20 protein-coding genes are annotated in these 19,905 nt (G+C 51.5%); 17 read left to right on the forward strand and 3 right to left on the reverse strand.

The features are described from left to right. The first annotated feature begins 12 nt into the window (after positions 1-12). The 8 genes from NEV57_RS04370 to NEV57_RS04405 all read left to right on the forward strand — a co-directional run bounded on the left by NEV57_RS04370 (position 13) and on the right by NEV57_RS04405 (position 4,037). Entirely contained in the window at positions 13-381 is a 369-nt protein-coding gene (locus NEV57_RS04370) for a helix-turn-helix domain-containing protein (protein WP_257657079.1), read from the forward strand. A 97-nt stretch (positions 382-478) separates the two neighbouring features. After that, the gene (locus NEV57_RS04375; protein WP_257657080.1) at positions 479-1,234 is read left to right on the forward strand and encodes an SDR family oxidoreductase; all 756 of its coding nucleotides are present in this window, start codon (positions 479-481) and stop codon (positions 1,232-1,234) included. A gap of 67 nt (positions 1,235-1,301) precedes the next feature. Beyond that, positions 1,302-1,652: a hypothetical protein gene (locus NEV57_RS04380; protein WP_257657081.1), complete on the forward strand. Its 351-nt coding sequence runs from the start codon at positions 1,302-1,304 to the stop codon at positions 1,650-1,652. A 99-nt stretch (positions 1,653-1,751) separates the two neighbouring features. Then, positions 1,752-2,078 (forward strand): hypothetical protein, encoded by a 327-nt coding sequence (locus NEV57_RS04385; RefSeq protein WP_257657082.1) that lies wholly within the window; start codon positions 1,752-1,754, stop codon positions 2,076-2,078. 141 nt (positions 2,079-2,219) lie between these two features. Beyond that, a complete protein-coding gene (locus tag NEV57_RS04390) occupies positions 2,220-2,453 on the forward strand; it encodes a thioredoxin family protein (protein ID WP_257657083.1) in 234 nt (77 codons plus the stop codon). A 74-nt stretch (positions 2,454-2,527) separates the two neighbouring features. Then, positions 2,528-2,791 (forward strand): DUF2024 family protein, encoded by a 264-nt coding sequence (locus NEV57_RS04395; RefSeq protein WP_257657084.1) that lies wholly within the window; start codon positions 2,528-2,530, stop codon positions 2,789-2,791. 3 nt (positions 2,792-2,794) lie between these two features. Then, positions 2,795-3,412, forward strand: a complete 618-nt coding sequence (locus NEV57_RS04400) for a MarR family winged helix-turn-helix transcriptional regulator (protein WP_257657085.1) — start codon at positions 2,795-2,797, stop codon at positions 3,410-3,412. A 160-nt stretch (positions 3,413-3,572) separates the two neighbouring features. Continuing rightward, the gene (locus NEV57_RS04405; protein WP_257657086.1) at positions 3,573-4,037 is read left to right on the forward strand and encodes a thermonuclease family protein; all 465 of its coding nucleotides are present in this window, start codon (positions 3,573-3,575) and stop codon (positions 4,035-4,037) included. 46 nt (positions 4,038-4,083) lie between these two features. On the opposite strand, the gene NEV57_RS04410 is transcribed toward NEV57_RS04405, so the two are convergent. Beyond that, entirely contained in the window at positions 4,084-4,941 is an 858-nt protein-coding gene (locus NEV57_RS04410; protein WP_257657087.1) for an alpha/beta hydrolase, read from the reverse strand. A gap of 292 nt (positions 4,942-5,233) precedes the next feature. Between NEV57_RS04410 and NEV57_RS04415 the strand changes: the two genes are divergently transcribed. The 9 genes from NEV57_RS04415 (at position 5,234) to NEV57_RS04455 (ending at position 17,079) form a co-directional block, all read left to right on the forward strand. Then, a complete protein-coding gene (locus tag NEV57_RS04415) occupies positions 5,234-5,440 on the forward strand; it encodes a (4Fe-4S)-binding protein (protein WP_257657088.1) in 207 nt (68 codons plus the stop codon). Between the two features lie 127 nt (positions 5,441-5,567). Beyond that, the gene (locus NEV57_RS04420) at positions 5,568-5,915 is read left to right on the forward strand and encodes a cupin domain-containing protein (RefSeq protein ID WP_257657089.1); all 348 of its coding nucleotides are present in this window, start codon (positions 5,568-5,570) and stop codon (positions 5,913-5,915) included. Continuing rightward, complete coding sequence (locus NEV57_RS04425; RefSeq protein ID WP_257657090.1) at positions 5,912-6,325, forward strand: OsmC family protein; 414 nt, start codon at positions 5,912-5,914, stop codon at positions 6,323-6,325. Before NEV57_RS04420 ends, NEV57_RS04425 begins: the two co-directional genes overlap by 4 nt. Positions 6,326-6,870: 545 nt before the next feature. Next, positions 6,871-7,815: a homoserine O-acetyltransferase MetA gene (gene metA, locus NEV57_RS04430; RefSeq protein ID WP_257657091.1), complete on the forward strand. Its 945-nt coding sequence runs from the start codon at positions 6,871-6,873 to the stop codon at positions 7,813-7,815. A 75-nt stretch (positions 7,816-7,890) separates the two neighbouring features. Beyond that, positions 7,891-8,286, forward strand: coding sequence for a hypothetical protein (locus tag NEV57_RS04435; protein ID WP_257657092.1), 396 nt, complete (start codon positions 7,891-7,893; stop codon positions 8,284-8,286). 140 nt (positions 8,287-8,426) lie between these two features. Next, positions 8,427-12,806 carry a CusA/CzcA family heavy metal efflux RND transporter gene (locus tag NEV57_RS04440; RefSeq protein WP_257657093.1) on the forward strand — a complete coding sequence of 1,460 codons (4,380 nt, stop codon included), beginning with the start codon at positions 8,427-8,429 and terminating at the stop codon, positions 12,804-12,806. Between the two features lie 22 nt (positions 12,807-12,828). Further along, entirely contained in the window at positions 12,829-14,070 is a 1,242-nt protein-coding gene (locus tag NEV57_RS04445) for an efflux RND transporter periplasmic adaptor subunit (RefSeq protein ID WP_257657094.1), read from the forward strand. A gap of 30 nt (positions 14,071-14,100) precedes the next feature. Continuing rightward, positions 14,101-16,593 carry a heavy metal translocating P-type ATPase gene (locus NEV57_RS04450; protein WP_257657095.1) on the forward strand — a complete coding sequence of 831 codons (2,493 nt, stop codon included), beginning with the start codon at positions 14,101-14,103 and terminating at the stop codon, positions 16,591-16,593. A 63-nt stretch (positions 16,594-16,656) separates the two neighbouring features. After that, positions 16,657-17,079 carry a Fur family transcriptional regulator gene (locus tag NEV57_RS04455; RefSeq protein WP_257657096.1) on the forward strand — a complete coding sequence of 141 codons (423 nt, stop codon included), beginning with the start codon at positions 16,657-16,659 and terminating at the stop codon, positions 17,077-17,079. A gap of 42 nt (positions 17,080-17,121) precedes the next feature. Here the strand turns inward: NEV57_RS04455 and NEV57_RS04460 are convergent, their stop codons facing one another. Continuing rightward, positions 17,122-18,375, reverse strand: a complete 1,254-nt coding sequence (locus tag NEV57_RS04460) for a hypothetical protein (RefSeq protein WP_257657097.1) — start codon at positions 18,373-18,375, stop codon at positions 17,122-17,124. A 57-nt stretch (positions 18,376-18,432) separates the two neighbouring features. After that, the gene (locus tag NEV57_RS04465; protein ID WP_257657098.1) at positions 18,433-19,746 is read right to left on the reverse strand and encodes a ligand-binding sensor domain-containing protein; all 1,314 of its coding nucleotides are present in this window, start codon (positions 19,744-19,746) and stop codon (positions 18,433-18,435) included. Positions 19,747-19,905: the final 159 nt, after the last annotated feature.

Below are 19,905 nucleotides of genomic sequence, written 5' to 3' on the forward strand. Positions count from 1 at the left end.
TTTGTCAGGACGATGAAACGGGATACCTCAAAGCGAAGCAAGGAAATTACGGAAAGCTATTTCCGGTTTTTAGACGGACACATTGCCGATGTCATTTCCGGAAGAACGGCTGATTTCATGGAAATCGGCCAGATAGCACGTGAACTGTTCGTATCCCACAAACACCTGACCGATACCGTACAAAAGGAAACCGGGGATCACCCCTGTCATTTCTACGACCTCAGAATCATCGACGAGGCAAAAAAAATGCTTTTGGAAACCGATAAACCCGTTGCCGAAATTGCAAGGATACTGACGTACGACCCTGCCAATTTCTCTAAGTTCTTCAAGAAGTTTGTCGGACAAACACCGGGTAATTTCAGAAAGGAAAGTCGGGACTAACCCTTTTTATAAAATTCCCGAAAAGTTCACCATAATTTAGCCGTTCAACCTTGCCATTTTTGCAATATCCATTGTAAGAATTAAAAAAACAACTGAAATGGCAAGAAACGATTTAAACGGAAAGGTCGCCTTAATTGCCGGCGGCGCAAAAAACCTCGGCGGCCTGTTGAGCCGTAACTTTGCGGCCAGGGGCGCAAAAGTAGTTATCCATTACAACAGCGACAGCACAAAAGCAGCAGCCGAAAAAACACAGGCAGCTATTACAGCCGCCGGCGGTGAAGCGTTGCTGGTTCAGGCGGATTTGACAAAAGTGGATAACATCAAAACCCTTTTTGAAGAAGCAAAATCCACATTCGGGGGGATTGATATTGCGGTCAATACCGTCGGGATGGTCCTGAAGAAACCTTTCCTCGATACCACCGAAGCGGAATACGACACGATGTTTGACATCAACTCGAAAGTCGCCTATTTCTTTATTCAGCAGGCGGGAAAAACACTGAACGACAACGGGAAAATCTGCACGATCGTCACCTCGCTGCTGGCGGCTTATACTGGTTTGTATTCGACCTACGCAGGGGCAAAGGCCCCCGTTGAACATTTTACAAGAATGGCCTCCAAGGAGTTTGGAAGCCGGGGGATCTCGGTCACCGGTGTCGCTCCCGGACCGATGGACACACCGTTCTTCTACGGGCAGGAAAGCGACGAGGCCGTTGCTTACCACAAATCGGCTTCGGCTCTTGGCGGCCTAACCGATATCAAAGACATCGCGCCACTCGTTGAATTCCTGGTAACCGACGGCTGGTGGATTACCGGGCAAACTATTTTTGCCAACGGCGGTTATACAACAAGATAAAATCGATCACATTAAAAGGCAGGCAACTGATTTCATTGTTTGCCTTTTACATAGCAACACCAAACCGATGATACTGAAAATACTGAACACTGCGCTCATCCTGTTTGCCGTATTTATGGGCCTGAAACACGGCTGGAGCATGCTTACCGCCAAGCCCGAAATGCTAACGATGTTCGGCAAGTGGAATTTCAGCAAAAATGCAGTGATCCTAAACGGCGCGGTAACGCTGCTTGCATCCGTTTTAATCCTGTTTCCCAAAACGTTTGTCTGGGGGAATTTTCTGATGGCGGCCGGAATCCTGCTGATTACCTGTCTGCAGTTACTGCACAGGGACCTGAAGGGTGCGGCAATCGAAATTCCATTTCTACTGCTCAACCTGGTCATCATCTATCTGCAGCATCCCCTTAAAAACCAATGAGTGTGCATTTGATCTTTCCGGTCCCTCCACTTGCATGCTTACGTATTAAAAAAATAAGCTAACCCATTTTCCCAAAACAGCGGAACAACCCGAAACAAAATGGACTTAACAACAATCACCAACGAAAACGTCAGAAAAGCGATCGAAGCCCTACAGGCAAACGATAAACATACCTGGTACACCTATTTTGCCAGGGAAGTAAGTTTTACCGATGACGGCCGAACACTGGATTTCAGGACATTCTTTGATAATGCATTCGATAAAAAGGAAAAATTCCTGGCCATCGAAAAGGTAGAAGACGGCGGGAAAAGCATCTATGGAAATTTCGATGCCGGGCAATGGGGAACATTCCGTGTTTACTTTAAATTTCACCAAAACGCAGCCGGGGAATTCGATGGGCTGGCCATTGGCCAAGCGCCACGATAAAACGGGTATCGGCTGGCGAAGGCCGACGCAGTTAGCCTGAAACCACGGAAACAGAAAAAACAGCTTTTTATTTTTTTAGTTAGGATAACTAACTATATTTATAGCGGCAATATTGCCGCAGAACGTTAAATGCTTAGTATCATGGCAAAATCAGTTTTTTATCATGCAGGCTGTCCTGTTTGCGTAAGCGCGGAACACGACATTATTAACCTTATCGGTGCCGAAAATGTAGAAGTAGTACACATTGGCGAAGTACGGAACAGAATTGACGAGGCAGAAAAAGCGGGTGTAAAATCAGTACCTGCACTGGTAACACCAACCGGCAATGTACTGCACATTAACTACGGCGCTTCAATAGCCGACGTAAAAGGTTAAAAATTTTTGCCCTATATTGTTAGGATAACTAACTTTGTAGGGCCTTTTAATGTAAACAAACAAAAACAACAGACATGCAGGTAGCCGTTTGGGACACTTACGTAACAAAAGATGACGGAAGTGTCATGCACTTTGACATCATTACGCCCCATGAGGTAAAAGACACCGCCGTAATTTACGGTTACGGTAAGGAATACCTTGAAACCAAGGGCCAGGAAAGCCATACACTAACGGCAGCGGAATGCCGCTTTTGCCATATAGAGACTGTAAAACCGCATTGGGAAAATGAAATCAGAAGAAAAGGTTATTATATTTATGAAATGGAAAATTGCAGCTGATGAATGATGAATAAATCTGATTTTGACTTAACACACCAGAACCGGCACACTGCGAGTAAAATCGTGGCTTCGCTGGAACGGATTGCCCAGGCTTTCCGTGTGCTGCTATGGCAGGAGAGCAAGGCGCATTCATTAAGCCCCATCCAGGTGCAGGTATTGCTGTTTTTGCGCTATCACAGTGATGAAAAAAGAAAAGTAAGCTACCTCGCAGGTGAGTTCAACATGACCAAAGCCACAATTAGCGACACGGTTAAAACGCTGGAACAAAAACACCTGATTGCCAAAGCATATGAACCGGATGATACGCGGAGCTATATCATCAACCTGACACAGAAAGGCAGGGAAATAGCGCACCAGACTTCACTTTTCACCAAAGAGATCCGTACACCCATTGATAAGCTTCACCCCGATGAGCAGGAAAACCTGTTGCTGAGCCTGCTCCAGGTCATCCGGCACTTAAATAAAGCAGGGGTAATTACCATCCAGCGCATGTGTACAACCTGCTCCCATTATCAACCATCCGCCGATGGAAAGACACATTTCTGCAAGCTGCTCAACCAGCATTTACATGTTACGGAACTGCGGGTCGACTGCCCCGAACACGAATTTGAGTTGACTTAATCTGCCTGCTGTGACCATGGAATACAGCAGGCAACTGCGTTCCGCTTTCACAGCTATCGGAAAACCCTCCCCAACGTTCAGCAACACCCCGGTAAAATCAGTATCGCTGTCCGTTGAAAAATAAATTTCGCCAAACCCATTCACTGCCTATCTTCGCGCCATGAAATTTTCGATGGTGGTGATGGCCCTACTGCTGGTATTCGGCTGTAAGATAAAAACCCTGACCGGGACGGTTGTACGTGTAGCGGATGGCGATACGTTTACCTTGCTGGTAGACGGCAATAGGCAGATACGGGTACGGCTGCACGGCATCGATTGCCCGGAGCGCGGCCAGCCCTACAGCCGTGCAGCCACCGATCACCTGAAGGCATTACTGGCAAAAGGGAATATCCGGGTAACGGAAATGGATACCGACCGCTATGGCCGCACCATCGGCATGGTCTATGCAGGTGGTGTAAATGTAAACGAAAGTCTACTCGCCAATGGCCTGGCCTGGCATTCCAGCGTTTTCGATCAGCGTCCGGCCTGGGCGGAACTGGAAGCCTTAGCCCGCGAGCAACAGCTGGGGTTGTGGGCGGAGCGTAATCCGGTGGCCCCGTGGGATTGGCGGAAAACCAGGCGGTAGCCTTTTCACCCACCGGCTGTTTACCACGATCGGGCGGTGCATCCGGTCACCGGCTGCGGGCGGGCGGGTAAAAATAGTGCAGTCCTTTTACGAAGCTCAGCTGGCCGGTGTCCATATGGTCAAGGAAATTGTAAATAAAGGCATTCAAGTACAGGTTAGGGATGCTTTGATCGTTAAAAAGCGCCGTCAGTTTCTGAATCGGTGCCAAGGTCCATTCACTGCTTTCCAAATCACCGGCCGTTATGATGATGTTCAGCGCACCCGCTAAATCAGTTGATGCCAGCTGCCCGGGCAATTGGTTGAGGTAAAAATCATGATACCATAACGTGGGGCTTGCCGATACAATATTTGAAAAGATAACCTGTCCCTCCATCGCTTGTTGCAATGCCGTATAAAGCGCAAAATAACCGCCGAATGAGTGCCCCAGAAGGGTGCGCTGTGTGGTATCTACGCGTAAATCGGCTTCCAGGCGGGGCAGTAATTCACCGGTAACAAAGCGATAGAAGTCAAGCCCTCCGCCGGGTGCAGCCAATTCGTCGGACGGCAAGGACTGTGGGTAGAGCAGGTCACGCGTCCGCAGGGAATCCATCCGCCGGAAATCGCCATAGCCAATCCCCACCAAAATCATCGGCGGCAGCAATCCGACCATTTCATACTGCCGCAATAGCGGTGCCATGGTCGGGAAATAGAAATCGCCGTCGGTCAATACGACTACGGGATACCGCTTAGCTGGATTAGCCGTATATTCCTTAGGCCATTGGATACTGACCGTGAAGGTATCTTTAACGTTTTCTGAATAAAATCTGACCGTCCGTTCCGGACGATCCGGCATCGGGTTATTTAATTGCGACATGCCCAATAAAGGCAGAAACAAGAACAGCAAAAGAATAGGTGCATTTTCCATGGCTTACTGATTAAGTGAGCGTAAAAGTAACGGGTTAACTTACACCAGTTGAATGATTTAACGTTTTTAACAACTTTTACATTATTTAACAGAAATCCCGATTTAGCGTCTACCCGTATTGCAAAAAAAGTATACCGCAATTCACTGGCATCTATTGGAGATACAACCGGCAACCGTACTGGAAATTAAATGCATCACGCGGGTTTCCTCCCGGACGAAATAATACATTTTATTAAACTGGTTCAATGGATCTAACTGATATCCCCCGTAACTTAGCTTAAAACAAAACAACATGAAAACATACGAATACACCAACGGAGAAGTTACGATCCTTTGGAAACCTGAAAAATGCATCCACTCGGGTGTTTGTGTCCGTGCCTTACCCCAGGTATATAACCCAAAGGAACGTCCCTGGATTAAACCGGAAAAGGCAACAAGTGAGCAGCTGACCGACCAGGTAGCCCAATGTCCATCCGGTGCGTTAAGCTTAAAGAAATAGGGTTTCACCAATCCATTTATAACAACAGGCAATGGCTGCGAATGCATTCGAAATGCGGTCGCCGGGTAACGAATACCCCCACCTGTGGAAGCACTGGATTGGATCAACAAAACGGTTCCCGCATAACATGAAAATAACAAAGATTTATACAGATGATCTTGGAGATTCCTTTTTCCAGGACATCGAAATTCCGTTGGTTGAACAGGGAGCCATCGGCTTTCTTTCGGAAAATATAGCCGTTACGAATCTACAGATCAGAAAGGTCCGTGCGGATTATGACTATGACTTCCACTGCGCCCCCCAACGGCAGTACATTGTATTATTGGATGGAGGCGTGGAGATTGAAACGTCGCGTGGCGAACGGCGAAAATTTCAAGCCGGTGAAATCCTATTGGTTGAAGACACGTTTGGAAAAGGCCATCGGACTAAAAACCTGCAAAAGCGGGAACGGACCTCATTATTTATACATATATGAAATACATTTTGGAATCCCCCATCGTGGGAAAGATAGGACAGCAGAAATTTAAAACAGCTATCGTTTGGCGAAATGGCGCGTTTATAACGGACGAGCCGGAGAAGATCGGCGGACAGGACCTGGGACCAGACCCTTATTCGCTGTTACTGTCATCGCTTGTCGCATGCACGCTGGCGACACTGCGCCTGTACATTGATCATAAATCCCTCGAAATAAAGGACATCACAGTGGAGGCCAACATGTATCAAAAAATAGTTAAGGAGCAAATCGTGACCTATATAGACCGGTCGATCACGTTCGATGAAGCGCTGACACCGGAAATTAAACAACGGTTACTGAAAATTGCAGAAAGTTGTCCCGTATCAAAAATATTGAAAGGAAACGTGGAGATAGCCACTCAATTGCCTTAAGACCAGGGAATGGTTGCCAAACTTCTACTGGCATTACATGTTGGGAAAACGGAGGTGTATCAACAGTTCATCATCAAAACGATCATGTCCGAAATCGTAAATAATACTCGGCCTGCAGCATGTTCCCGCTTATTCGTCGACTGCCCTTCGGGTGTGCTTCGAGGGTTGTTCGAGTGCGCTTCGACTCCGCTTCGACCGCGCTTCGGGGCTGCTCGCAGTGCAATGGTTTGCGTTCCGAAGAAGTCCGAAGACACACCGAAAAAGTCCCGAATCAGGGTCAAAGGAATCCCGAATAAGAGTCGAAGCAACCTGCAATGCCGGCCGGACAGCAGTCAACGCCAGGAAAGGCACGCCGGGGCACCACCGCGGGCTGGTCCTTTCCCACGGCGTACTTTTCAAAATACCCTTATCAGGCACGATTGAAACTAACCCCAATGTCAAAAACCGGATCATCACAGCCCGCGCAGTGAAAAGTACTTCCATGAAAAGTTTAAAAACCTAAAATTCTCCTTATTTTTGTATGCAAAGGAGCGAGAAGAAGTAGTATGCCAGTAAAGATACCAGACAATCTGCCAGCGATAGCACAACTCAAAAAGGAGAACATATTTGTCATGAATGATCTCCGGGCGAATACGCAGGACATCCGTCCGATGCGCGTGATTATCCTGAACCTGATGCCGTTGAAGATTTCCACGGAAACGGATTTCATCAGGTTGTTGTCCAATAACCCGCTGCAGGTGGAGATTGAATTTCTGCGGCTGGATACCCATACCCCAAAAAACACACCCATGGAACATCTCGAATTGTTCTATAAAGGTTTCAGTGAGGTGGCGGAAAACTATTACGATGGCATGATCATTACCGGTGCACCGGTGGAGAAACTGGAATTTGAGGAGGTTTCGTACTGGGATGAAATGAAAATGATTTTCGACTGGGCAAGAACCCACGTTACGTCCACCCTGTATATCTGCTGGGCCTCCCAGGCAGCGCTGCATCATTTTTACGGCGTCCGGAAAATACCCCTGGATAAAAAATTGTTCGGGGTGTTCAAACATACCGCGCCCGATAAAAAGCATCCGCTGTTCCGCGGGTTCGACGATGAGTTTTATATCCCGCATAGCCGGCATACGACCATCCTGGATTCGGATTTAACAGGCTTGGCCGAAGTGGACATCCTATCGCAGTCAGCCGAAGCGGGTACCGCTATCATTGCTTCCCGGGGAGGGCGTGAATTTTACCTGACCGGGCACTCGGAATATGCACCATGGACCCTCCATGAAGAATATACCCGGGACCTGCAACAGGGGGCATCAATTGACATGCCCAGGCACTATTACCCCGGAGACAATCCGGAGCAGCCGCCCGTTGTACGCTGGACCGGCCATGCCAACCTACTGTTCAACAATTGGCTGAATTACTTCGTTTACCAGGAAACTCCTTTTGATCTAAAGGAAGTTGCGCAGCTGAAAGAAATTAAACCACACAGCTGATATTGATGGTTTTGTAAGGCGCCTTACTTTTGCAATACCCTTGCATCACTATTATCCGTACCTTTGTGGGTAGTAATGAAGCCCGTATTATCCATAGCGTTCAGTTTACTTTTTTTCGTGCAGGCGATACAGCCCAGCATGAATTTCTTCTGTGAACTGCAAAAGCTTCCCGCACTTTTTGAACACTATCAGGAGCTGCGGGAATCGGAAGGGGTTTCTTTTCTACCGTTCCTCAGCCAGCATTATGCGGGTCGGGACGGGGCCACTGATGATCACCGGGATGAGCATGACAGCCAACTCCCCTTTCATGGTGCACATCAATGCGGCCACGTGTATGTATTCGTGCCATCGGGCACAGCGAACCTGCACCTGGAAGTACCGGAACTTCTCCTGAAAAACGACGCCAACATTTCCATAGCCGCCATTCGGTCGGCCGATATTGACACGCCTTTCCAGCCACCAAAATCCTGATCTACAGACATTACCTGGCAACATCCATTTGATGGCACACCCATCATCACGGATGCGCTGTGTCTGGATGGTTTTTTAAACCATGGGTAACAACATTGTCAAATCGTTGCTAACAAGACAGGAATTCAACTGCAATTGCCATGCTGGATCGCATTATTCAATTTTCCATCAGGAACAAACTGATCATTGGCCTTTTTACGCTTGGCCTGATCATCTGGGGGAGCATTTCCCTTACCCGCCTTCCCATAGATGCTGTACCGGATATTACCAATAACCAGGTGCAGATCATTACCTCATCGCCTTCCCTCGCCGCACAGGAGGTGGAACGGCTCATTACTTTTCCCATTGAAACCAATATGGCCACCATTCCCGATATCGAGGAGATCCGCTCGTTCTCCCGGTTCGGGCTTTCAGTGGTGACCATCGTATTTAAAGAACAAACAGATATCTATTGGGCCAGGCAGCAGATTGCCGAGCGCCTGTCGCAGGCAGCAAAGGAAATCCCGCCCGGTTCGGGTGATCCTTATCTTGCCCCCATCAGTACCGGGCTTGGCGAAATTTACCAATATACACTCCAGGCGGAACCGGGCTATGAAGACCGCTTTTCGCTCATGGAGCTCCGCACCATACAGGACTGGATCGTACGCCGGCAATTGCTTGGCACCCCGGGCGTTGCCGAGGTGAGCAGTTTCGGCGGTTACCTTAAACAATACGAAGTGGCTATTGATCCCGACCGGCTCCGCGCGATGAATATCACGCTTTCGGAGCTTTTCGGGGCGCTGGAAAAAAACAACCAGAATACCGGGGGTGCATACATCGAAAAGCAGCCCAATGCGTACTTTATCCGTTCATCAGGACTGATCAGCGGCTTAAAGGATATCGAAAAAATTGTCGTGCGCGTGAATCCAAACGGCATACCGGTACTGGTGCAGGATGTAGCTACGGTACAGCTTGGCCATGCGACCCGCTATGGGGCAATCACCCGGAACGGAACGGGGGAAGCGGTAGGTGCGGTGGTGATGATGCTGAAAGACGAGAATGGCGCCCAGGTGATTAAACGGGTAAAAGCGCGCATCGCCCAAATCGAGGAAGCATTACCGGAGGGGGTTTCGATCAAACCGTTCATTGACCGCACAACGCTGGTCGATAAAGCCATTGGTACCGTTTCCAAAAACTTGATTGAGGGTGCGCTGATCGTCATTTTTATTCTCGTCCTCTTCCTGGGGAACGTACGCGCCGGACTGGTAGTGGCCTCCGTCATTCCGCTGGCCATGCTCTTTGCCATCTCGATGATGAATGTTTTCGGTGTTTCGGGAAACCTGATGAGCCTCGGCGCCATTGATTTCGGGCTGATCGTGGATGGTGCGGTTATTATTGTAGAAAGTGTGGTGCACCGCATCACCGGAAGCAAGCTGCGCTATGCAGGTGTTGCCCGGCTTAACCAGCAGCAAATGGACGAGGAGGTGTACAGCGCATCGAGTAAAATCCGCAAGTCAGCCGCTTTCGGCGAAATCATCATCCTGATTGTATACCTGCCCCTGCTGACACTGGTGGGTGTTGAAGGAAAGATGTTCCGGCCCATGGCCATGACGGTGAGCTTTGCCATCCTGGGGGCCTTTATCCTTTCCCTCACCTATGTGCCCATGATGTCGGCGTTGTTCCTGGACAAACGGACGGAACACCGGCGCAATTTTTCGGACCGGATGATGGATTTTTTTCAGCGGCATTACCAGCCCGTCATCGCCTGGGCACTGAAAAGCCGGAAATCGGTGGTGTTTTCCGCCGTTGTGCTGTTCGCCTTTAGCCTGTTCATGTTTTCACGCATGGGCGCGGAATTTATTCCCACGCTGGACGAGGGGGATTTTGCCATCGGCACGATGGTCATGACGGGCAGCTCGCTTACAGAAAGTGTGGAAATATCCAATAAGGCAGCCAAAATACTCATGGATGAGTTTCCCGAAGTGGTAGAAGTGGTAGGCAAGACCGGCTCCGGGGAAATCCCTACGGATCCCATGCCCATCGAAGCTACGGACATGATTGTGGTGCTGAAAGACCGTAAAGAATGGACCAGTGCCCGGACCAGGGAAGAACTGGCAGCCAAAATGAATGATGCGCTGTCCGTACTGCCCGGCGCACGCTTTAGCTTCCAGCAGCCGATTCAGATGCGTTTTAATGAGCTGATGACAGGGTCCAAGCAGGATGTCGTGCTCAAGATCTACGGCGACGACCTGGATGAGCTCAGCCGGCAGGCAGACCGGGTGGGTGCCCTGGTGAATACCGTTGCCGGTGCTGCGGATCTATATGTCGAAAAAGTAACCGGCCTGCCACAGATTGTGGTGGAGCTGGACCGCGACGCCATCGCCCGCTACGGGCTCGACGTGGAGACAATCAACAACGTCATTAATACCGCCTTTGCCGGGCAGCCGGCCGGACTGGTGTATGAGGGGGAACGGCGTTTCGATCTGGTGGTACGGTTAGGGTCGGATTACCGGAAGGACATCACGGACGTAAAAAGCCTGTACATCAGCACGCCAACCGGCCAGCAGGTACCCATCACGCAGGTGGCTGACATCCGGCTTGTACCCGGTCCGGTTCAGATTCAACGTGACGACACAAAACGCCGGATCACCATCGCGTTCAATGTGCGGGGGCGTGATGTGGAAAGCATCGTCGACGAGATCAGGGAAAAGGTTGCCCAATCCATCAGCCTGCCCTCGGGCTATTATATGACATACGGTGGCCAGTTTGAAAACCTGATTGAAGCCCGCCAGCGGCTGGCAGTGGCCGTGCCCCTGGCCCTTGGGTTAATCTTTGCATTGCTCTACTTTACTTTCCATTCGGTAAAACAGAGCATCCTGATTTTCATGGCAATCCCGATGTCGGCTATCGGTGGCGTGTTCGCACTTTACCTGCGTGATATGCCGTTCAGTATCTCCGCGGGTGTCGGCTTTATCGCGTTATTCGGTGTAGCTGTACTGAACGGTATCGTGCTTCTCGCCGAATTCAACCGCCTCAAGACTTCGGGGGTGGTCGACCTGGGTGAACGGGTACGCCGCGGCACGCAGACCCGGTTACGGCCGGTGCTGATGACCGCACTCGTGGCGTCCCTGGGGTTCCTGCCCATGGCGCTTTCCACATCGGCCGGTGCGGAGGTACAGCGCCCCCTGGCTACCGTGGTTATCGGGGGGCTCTTTACGGCCACCCTGCTCACCCTGATCGTGCTGCCCGTACTCTACACATTCTTCGAAAACGGAATTAAACAACGCAACGGTGCGACGGGCGCTGTTATCCTGTTGTTGGGCATGCTGGCACTGCCGGCGGCAAACGGCGCCCGGGCACAGGAAGCCCCGCAACGATACACCCTGGAGCGCGCCATTGATGAAACCCTGCAAAACCATCCGGCACTCCGGGCGGACAGTTACCGGATTGCCAGCGGCCGCGCATTGAAACGGACGGCTTTCGACCCGGGCAAGACGGATGTAGCAATGCAGTACGGAAAGTACAATAGTTTCGAAAACGATCTTTCGTTCACACTTTCCCAGCGTTTTTCGTTTCCAACGGTATATACTGCCCAGGCAAAACTGCTTGCCGAGCAGCTTACGGGTCTTGAACTGAAGCGCGCCGTTACCGCCAATGAACTAACGGCCAACGTCAAAGCGGTATGGTATCAACTGGCCTATCTTGATGAGGCCAGGCGCCTGCTGCTCCGGCAGGATACCATATACAGCGCATTCGCCCGGGCGGCCGATATCCGGTTCCGCACCGGCGAAACGAACCGGCTCGAACAGGTGACGGCTGAAACCCAATTGATGGAAGTCCGCAACCTGCTTATGCAAAACCGGGCAGACTACCGGAACTGGTACCGGCAGCTGCAGGTATTGGTGAATACGTCCGATACGCTGATGCTTGATATTGGCAGGCTCGAGGCCCGCCCGCTCACCCTGCAGCTCGATACGGCTGCGTTGTCCCGTAACCCCGGACTGGCTCAGAGCCGGCAGCAGATTGCCGTGGCCGGGCAACGCCAGCGGGTGGAAAAGGGCCTGTTGCTGCCCGACCTGACGGTTGGTTACCTGAATCAGTCGCTGATCGGCAGCCCGCTGGTAAACGGTAGTACAGCGGCCATGGGTAACCGGTTCTCGGCCGTTCAGGCCGGCATCGGTATTCCCCTGTTCTTTGGCGCACAAACGGCACGCATCCGTGCCGCCACGGAAGTCCGGCTGGCCGCCGAAGCCGATTATGCCGCTGCCGAAAATGCACTCCAGGCCACATATTCCCGGCAGCTGCAGGCGTACCTGAAGTTAACGGATACGCGCGCCTATTACGAACTCCGCGCACTGCCCCAGGCGGAGGTCATACTGGAAAACGCCGATAAAGGATTCCGCGAAGGGGCAATCGGCTATGTCGAGTATGTGCAGGGGGTACAGCGCGCCATCGATATCAAGTCGGGTTATCTCGACGCACTTAATCAGTACAACCAGGCTGTGATTAACCTGGAATTTCTTTTCGGTCAATCCCAGTAATCATCATCAATCCATGAATACCATGAACACTTCCATAATACCCGCCGGACGATCCTTAACGGCCAACCGGCTCTGTTTAATTTATTTATTCTGCATGCTGCTGGTATTGGGCGCATGTTCAGCTGAAACCGCCACTGAAACGGAAGCCGATGGAACGGCTGCTGCTGAACAGGATAGCGGACACGACGATGAAAATCTTACCACGCTGACAGCCGCCCAGTTCAAGGCCGCTGGCATCACGGTAGGCGGCATTACCGTACGGAACCTGAGCAATACGCTCCGCGTAAACGGCACGGTGGACGTTCCGCCGCAAAACCTGATTAACATCAGCGCACCGATGGGTGGATTTATCCGGAAGACCGAGTTACTGCCTGGTATGGCCATCAAAAAAGGGCAGTTGCTGGCCGTTCTCGAACATCCGGATTACGTGACGCTCCAGCAGGAATACGTCGAAAGCAGCAATGAATTGGCGTACATGGAGCTGGAGTACCGGCGGCAGCAGACGCTGAGCTCGGAAAACGTCAGCGCGCTGAAGACATTCCAGCAAACCGAGGCCGCTTATAAAAACTTACAGGCCCGTGTGAAAGCGCTGGAAGAGAAACTGGCCATCATCGGCGTGAAGGCGACGGGACTTACCGCAGCGAATATCTCGCGCTATGTCAATCTGTACGCACCTGTTTCGGGCTATGTATCCGCTGTGGATGTTAACCTCGGCAAATATGTGACCCCTACCGATGTGCTGTTCCGGCTGATTGATGCCGAGCACCTGCACGCAGACCTTACCGTGTATGAAAAGGACCTCGCCAAAGTCCGCGCCGGGCAGCGGGTCTGGTTTACCGTACCCAATGCCCCGTCCAAAACGCATCAGGCTGAAGTGTACCTGATCGGCAAGCAGATTGAGGACGACCGGAGTATCCGCGTACATGCCCATCTTGAAGAAGAAGGAAACGATCTGGTACCCGGCATGTATGTCCAGGCGGTCATCGAAACCGGTGCTAACCCGGTACCCGCGGTACCGGACGAGGCACTGGTACAATTTGAAGGGAATTATTATGTTTACATAGTCCGCGGAACACCAGCAGGTAATGCAGCAGATTATACTTTTGAAATGACGGCGGTGCAGACCGGTGTTTCCGAAAATGGCTTCACGGAAGTGGTGCTTCCTGACAGCATAGACTCCGCCGCGGCGACGGTGGTAACAAAAGGTGCATTCACCTTGTTAGGAAAGATGAAAAACAGTGAGGAGGCCGGTCATGCACACTAACACAATTACGCTCATTCAACTGATCTGAACATGAAAAAAGTGACATTACAAATTCCGCTGGTGTTGCCGCATGTACCGGATGAAAAAGACCGGTGTGTCGACCAGCTTGTAAACCGGCTGCGCGAAAGCGAAGGACTTGAAAAGGTGCACATTCAGGTACAGGATAGCGTTCCATTGCTCTGCCTGCATTACGATCCGGAAAAAATAACAATCGACCGTGTGCGTTCGCTGGCACAAAAAGCCGGCGCCGCAATCAGCGAACAGTTTGGACATGCCCTTATTGAGGTGCAGGGAATCCGGCATACGCGGCACGCCCGCCACATTGCCGCCGGTCTACAGGCCGTACCGGGTATCCTGGAAGCCGCTGTCTCGGCCTCGGGAATGGTCCGGCTCGAATATGATGCCACACAGACGGATGCATCGGCAATTCATGGGGCATTGCGCCGGATGGGACTGGAAATCATCGATCCGGAAGTACCGGCCGCCCGTTTCCTAACCGTATCGGCCGGCGGGAAAGACGAAGCGGCACATGTGCACGGGGAAGGAGAAGCGCATGAGGGGGCGCATCACCACACGCACGGCGGACTGTTTGGTAAAAACACCGAACTCTTCTTTTCGCTCCTTTGCGGCGCATTGCTGGGTATTGGTTTCGGATTGTCCTTTGCGGAGGCAGTTCCTGCCTGGGTTAGTCTGACGCTTTATATCGGCGCTTACTTCTTCGGCGGCTTTTACACGGCCAGGGAAGCCGTGCAGACCATCGCACGGGGAAGCTTTGAAATCGATTTCCTGATGTTGGTTGCTGCCATTGGTGCCGCTATCCTCGGGGAATGGGCGGAAGGTGCCCTGCTACTGTTCCTCTTTAGCCTGGGGCATGCCCTGGAACATTACGCGATGGACAAAGCCCGGAAATCCATTGCGGCACTGGCCGACCTGGCACCTAAAAAAGCGCTGCGTAAACAAAATGGCCAAACTGTTGAAGTACGCATTGATGAGCTGCGGGTCGGTGACATCATCGTGGTAAAACCCAACACCAAAATTGCGGCGGACGGTGTGGTAGTGGCCGGTAGCGGAAGCGTCAATCAGGCACCGATCACCGGAGAAAGTATGCCGGTCGACAAGGAGCCGGTTTCCGATGCCGGAAAAGACTGGTCAGCCGAAACCAATATCAGTGACGTGAACCGCGTCTTCTCCGGGACGCTCAATGGCAACAGCACATTGGAGGTGCAGGTAACCCGTGCTGCTTCCGATTCGACGCTTTCCCGGTTGGTTAAACTGGTTAACGAGGCACAGACCCAGCAATCGCCCACACAACAGTTTACCGATAAATTCGAGAAATACTTCGTCCCCGCCGTACTGATACTGGTGGTATTACTCAATTTTGCCTTTTTGGTGATAGACGAGGATTTTGCCGACAGTTTCTACCGGTCGATGGCTGTACTCGTGGCCGCAAGCCCCTGTGCACTGGCCATTTCCACACCGAGCGCTGTGCTCAGTGGTGTGGCGCGGGCGGCCAGAAGCGGTGTACTGATCAAGGGCGGACGGCCATTGGAAGATCTTGGTGTACTCACCGCGCTGGCGTTTGACAAAACCGGAACACTGACCGAAGGAAAGCCAAAACTCACCCAGGTGGTCACGCTGGCCGAAATGGATGAGACGGCGCTGCTGAAGGCCGCGGTAGCCGTGGAGGCACTCAGCGACCACCCCCTTGCCAAGGCCATCGTACGCGACGGTACCGAACGGTTGAAGGGTATGGATATTCCCGTTGCCTCCCAGCTGGAAGCCGTATTGGGCAAAGGGATTAAAGCGACGCTGGGCACCGATACCGTATACATCGGCAATGTGGAACTTTACCAGTCGCTGGATGGGCCCGTACCGCCAGCCGGCGTAATTGAACAGGTACAGTCACTGGAATCGGCGGGGAATACCACCATGCTCATCCGCAAAAATGAACAATACGTCGGCATTATTGCCCTGATGGACACCCCCCGGCCCGAGGCGGCACCGACATTGAAACGCCTGGAAAGGCTCGGCATCCGGCGCATGGTCATGCTGACGGGCGACAATCAGCATGTTGCTGACGCAGTTGCGGCGCAAATCGGCCTGACCGATGCCTGGGGCAGCCTGCTGCCCGAAGAAAAGGTAGCGGCCGTCCAGCGGCTCCGGCAGGAGGTTTCCCGGGTCGCCATGGTAGGTGACGGGGTAAACGATGCCCCCGCCATGGCCAACAGCACCGTAGGCATTGCCATGGGGGCTGCCGGCAGCGATGTGGCGCTGGAAACGGCCGATATTGCCCTGATGGGCGATAAACTGGAAACCCTACCCTTTGCCATCGGCCTCAGCCGGAAAGCCAAGCGCATTATCCGGCAGAATCTATGGATGAGCCTCGGCGTAGTGGCACTGCTGATCCCGCTGACAATCGCCGGTATAGCCAGTATCGGTCCGGCGGTAATGGTGCATGAGGGTTCCACGCTGCTCGTTGTGTTCAATGCCCTGCGTTTACTGGCCTACCGGGATCATGCATAGGCAACTTACGGCACAGGATTTGAACTATTCGCTATTGGAAAACGGTTTATAATAATACAGGCAATGTCAAACACCTTTGAAGAAAAACTGACTGCAAAACAGATCCGGCCCACCGCCATGCGGCTGCTGGTACTGGAAACATTATCCTGGCAGGAATCGGCCATCAGCCTTTCGGAACTCGAAAAATCCTTCGGGAAATCCGATCGGATCACGCTGTACCGGGCGCTTAAAACGTTTGAAGAAAAGGGCCTCGTACACAGCATAGACGACGGAACGGGCGCACCGAAGTACGCCCTGTGCCCCGATGGGTGCAATTGCGATATCGCAAACGACCTGCACGTGCATTTTCATTGCAATGTCTGTGGCGAGACGTTCTGTTTACCGTCCTATAAAATTCCCGCGTTTTCGCTGCCTGACCGATTCCGTGCCGACTCGGCCAATGTGGTCATCAAGGGCGCGTGTGCACGCTGCATCCAACCTGAATAGGTCGATGCAGACACCCATAGCCGGCCCTGTACAGCTTATGCCCTATTTTGAATCTTCATATACCCATATGAAAGAATGGCGTTGATTTTCGGCCATCAGGATCCTGCCCGCTTTATCGGCACAGATCACCCCCACCTGGGCGGTGTTTTCCGGCCATCCGATCGTATTGATCGACCCCATCATGGGGTTGTAATTAATCAGCCATGAATTATCTTCATCCCTGCCGCCGAGCATGTAAAGGTTATCGTCTCCTCCATAAGCCAATGATTTCAGGTTCCAGTACTGGAATGCCTTTCCTTTGTTTACCACCGTCGACGTGGATGGATAAAACTTAAAAAGAAAGCCATCGTTAATCGTTCCGCACCAGAATCCGCCGTCCTTTGCCCGGATAACGGATGCAATGCCGTTTTCATAAAGCGGGTCGGAATCCATGCCGGTTTGTGTGGGAATGACTGCTCCCGTAAAAACCGGTGTATCGCTGCCTGGCGTAAGCCGATAGATACGGCCGCCCTTCAATGTAGACCGGGTTTGCTGGCCTGTTTCGTTTGCAGTTCCGTTTTCAGCTCCCTTATTTTCCCGCAGATAAGTAGCGTAATAGAGCGTCCCTGCATCGTCCAGGAAAAGGACTTTAGGTACGCCGCGCCACGATACCTGGCCAAAATCTTTAACCCGCCATGGCGTCATTACTTCACCGAAATCCGTGATGTTTCCCGTACCGATGGTATAGGAAAATAAATGTCCCGCAGGGTAAGTCACGCCATATACAATCCCACGGGCAGTATCTACGGTAATGCAATTTATCCCCTGTCCCGGGGCAATGATACCGTAATCATCGAGTTGCCGGCTTGCGGGGTTGAACGAAAATAGCCGGCCGCCTTCATACGTGTTCCCGCTGTCATCGAATACGTCATTTGACGACGACGTTGAGCCGATTATTACGTTCCCTTTTCCGATAGCAATGTCCGTTATTGCGATTTGCTGGGGAAATTTGGAAGTCAGGTCCAGCACATGTTCCACCTGTTCGCTGTCGGTCCTGAACAGGTGGCACTTAACTCCTCCCCAGGTACCTTTGGTGCTGCCGTATACCCAGCCATCCTCCAGCAGCAGCAGGTCTGTAACCGCGCTCTCCCCCCCTTTTATGGGTCCCGATGGACCGTTGGAGACCAACAGCCTCCTGGATATGGATTGCTCGGGGATGCCCCCCACGCGTTGGCTGTACACCGTGCCCGGGTTTAATCCGAATACGAGTAAAAACAGGATGGACCAGGCGGCTATATTTTTGTGTTGTGGTATCATGATCAGTTCATTTTCAGGTATAATGATTAGGAAAATTCGCTTTGGGCGGATACCCGGTTAATCAAGCTCCGCAGGTGGTTCGTATTTTACGAGGTATGGCCGTGTTGCCGGCTTACCGTCGCGGCCCAATTCCAGTTTACCGTTTTCATACAGGTGGCCGAAACTGCTGAAATAAACGGTATGGTCATTTGCGACTAATGCCCCGAAACATCCTTCCAGCCCATCGACCTGGCCCATCCAGTGAAACTTTCGTTTATTCAGGTCAAGCACCGTAATTAAATTCAGTGCTTCCCTTAGTATCGGGCCACCATGATTACCGGCAATAAAGTACAGCCTCCCCCATTCCTCGTCCAGCGCAATATTTGGCGTGTAATGCCCCTGCTCGGGCATCCCAAGGATATGGCCATATTCCTCCAGTTGGTTACGCTTAATATCATAACTCCAGACAAAACCATCGGTAGTTATGGCGTAAATAATGTTTTTGGATGAAACAACACTGGCCCGGAAATCCGCCAATTTACCCGGGAGTTTGATGTCAATATCGGTAAACTCATGTGTGTCCGGGTCAAACCGGGTTAAACCGCCGACATCATTGGCAAAATAGCAATAGCCGTCCCGGTCCATGATCATCTCACGGACACGGTCGGTCACCCTGCTCATCCGACCGATGGATTCATAGCGAAACAATTCCATGGTCGTCAGGTCAATGGACCAGAACTTAGCCCTGTCCACGGTTAATCCGCTGATTAAATTCCGTTTTTCATCGTATTTCAACGCGACGATACCACCGTTTGGAAACGGGACCCCGAAATTCACCACTTCATCTTTGGTGGGGTCATACCTTATAATTGCCCCTCCCGCATAACTTTTGGGGTAATAGGCCCGGGTATATTCGTGATTATAGGAGCCTCCAAGATACCCCGCAAAATAGATTCTGCCCTTCGAATCGGTAATGATATCGGAATGGGTCTTCCCGTGCCCCGGGGTTTCTGCGTTTGAAAAAATAGTGCTCGCCCGGTCGAATTCAACCGCTACCGCTGTCTGATCCGTTTTGGGATCGTAACTTGATAATACGGTGTTTCCGAATCCCCATAACCGATCGTACCGGTCGCCTTTGTCCCAGGTACCGGTTACCTCATCGGTTCCCCAGTGGTCTCCTCCGGCAAACCAGATCCTGCCGTCGGGAGATTGGGAAATTTTGTTCCAGTTCGTGTTCTGCGTCTTCTCTCCCCGCCATTCCAGACCGCCGACGGGAATCATGCTTAGCCTGAGCTTCTTAATGCTCTTCACATCCAGCTGCTGGGCGGCAGCCTGGAGGGAGCCCATCATGACTGCCAATAATAAAAGCAGTCTCCATTTGTTAGGTTTCATAGTCTATCGGGATTAAAATTGGTGTTCTTTTCTGATTGGTTCTCCCTTCAAGTAGTACCTGTTTTACCAAACCACTTACCTATAGGTTCTGAAAATTGGCAAAAGTCCCATTCCGTCCCGTCATTTTATTGTTTATGGAATAGCTTTTTAATGGATATG

Source organism: Parapedobacter lycopersici (assembly GCF_024643285.1).
GTDB lineage: Bacteria > Bacteroidota > Bacteroidia > Sphingobacteriales > Sphingobacteriaceae > Parapedobacter > Parapedobacter lycopersici.

What these genes read in the sequence shown, in the direction of transcription:
- NEV57_RS04370 (WP_257657079.1), top strand. Translation starts at nt 13, where the DNA reads ATGAAACGGGATACCTCAAAGCGAAGCAAGGAAATTACGGAAAGCTAT.
- NEV57_RS04445 (WP_257657094.1), top strand. Translation starts at nt 12,829, where the DNA reads ATGAACACTTCCATAATACCCGCCGGACGATCCTTAACGGCCAACCGG.
- NEV57_RS04395 (WP_257657084.1), top strand. Translation starts at nt 2,528, where the DNA reads ATGCAGGTAGCCGTTTGGGACACTTACGTAACAAAAGATGACGGAAGT.
- NEV57_RS04435 (WP_257657092.1), top strand. Translation starts at nt 7,891, where the DNA reads ATGAAGCCCGTATTATCCATAGCGTTCAGTTTACTTTTTTTCGTGCAG.
- NEV57_RS04460 (WP_257657097.1), bottom strand. Translation starts at nt 18,375, where the DNA reads ATGATACCACAACACAAAAATATAGCCGCCTGGTCCATCCTGTTTTTA.
- NEV57_RS04405 (WP_257657086.1), top strand. Translation starts at nt 3,573, where the DNA reads ATGAAATTTTCGATGGTGGTGATGGCCCTACTGCTGGTATTCGGCTGT.
- NEV57_RS04410 (WP_257657087.1), bottom strand. Translation starts at nt 4,941, where the DNA reads ATGGAAAATGCACCTATTCTTTTGCTGTTCTTGTTTCTGCCTTTATTG.
- NEV57_RS04375 (WP_257657080.1), top strand. Translation starts at nt 479, where the DNA reads ATGGCAAGAAACGATTTAAACGGAAAGGTCGCCTTAATTGCCGGCGGC.
- metA (WP_257657091.1), top strand. Translation starts at nt 6,871, where the DNA reads ATGCCAGTAAAGATACCAGACAATCTGCCAGCGATAGCACAACTCAAA.
- NEV57_RS04390 (WP_257657083.1), top strand. Translation starts at nt 2,220, where the DNA reads ATGGCAAAATCAGTTTTTTATCATGCAGGCTGTCCTGTTTGCGTAAGC.
- NEV57_RS04425 (WP_257657090.1), top strand. Translation starts at nt 5,912, where the DNA reads ATGAAATACATTTTGGAATCCCCCATCGTGGGAAAGATAGGACAGCAG.
- NEV57_RS04420 (WP_257657089.1), top strand. Translation starts at nt 5,568, where the DNA reads ATGAAAATAACAAAGATTTATACAGATGATCTTGGAGATTCCTTTTTC.
- NEV57_RS04455 (WP_257657096.1), top strand. Translation starts at nt 16,657, where the DNA reads ATGTCAAACACCTTTGAAGAAAAACTGACTGCAAAACAGATCCGGCCC.
- NEV57_RS04380 (WP_257657081.1), top strand. Translation starts at nt 1,302, where the DNA reads ATGATACTGAAAATACTGAACACTGCGCTCATCCTGTTTGCCGTATTT.
- NEV57_RS04400 (WP_257657085.1), top strand. Translation starts at nt 2,795, where the DNA reads ATGATGAATAAATCTGATTTTGACTTAACACACCAGAACCGGCACACT.
- NEV57_RS04450 (WP_257657095.1), top strand. Translation starts at nt 14,101, where the DNA reads ATGAAAAAAGTGACATTACAAATTCCGCTGGTGTTGCCGCATGTACCG.
- NEV57_RS04385 (WP_257657082.1), top strand. Translation starts at nt 1,752, where the DNA reads ATGGACTTAACAACAATCACCAACGAAAACGTCAGAAAAGCGATCGAA.
- NEV57_RS04465 (WP_257657098.1), bottom strand. Translation starts at nt 19,746, where the DNA reads ATGAAACCTAACAAATGGAGACTGCTTTTATTATTGGCAGTCATGATG.
- NEV57_RS04415 (WP_257657088.1), top strand. Translation starts at nt 5,234, where the DNA reads ATGAAAACATACGAATACACCAACGGAGAAGTTACGATCCTTTGGAAA.
- NEV57_RS04440 (WP_257657093.1), top strand. Translation starts at nt 8,427, where the DNA reads ATGCTGGATCGCATTATTCAATTTTCCATCAGGAACAAACTGATCATT.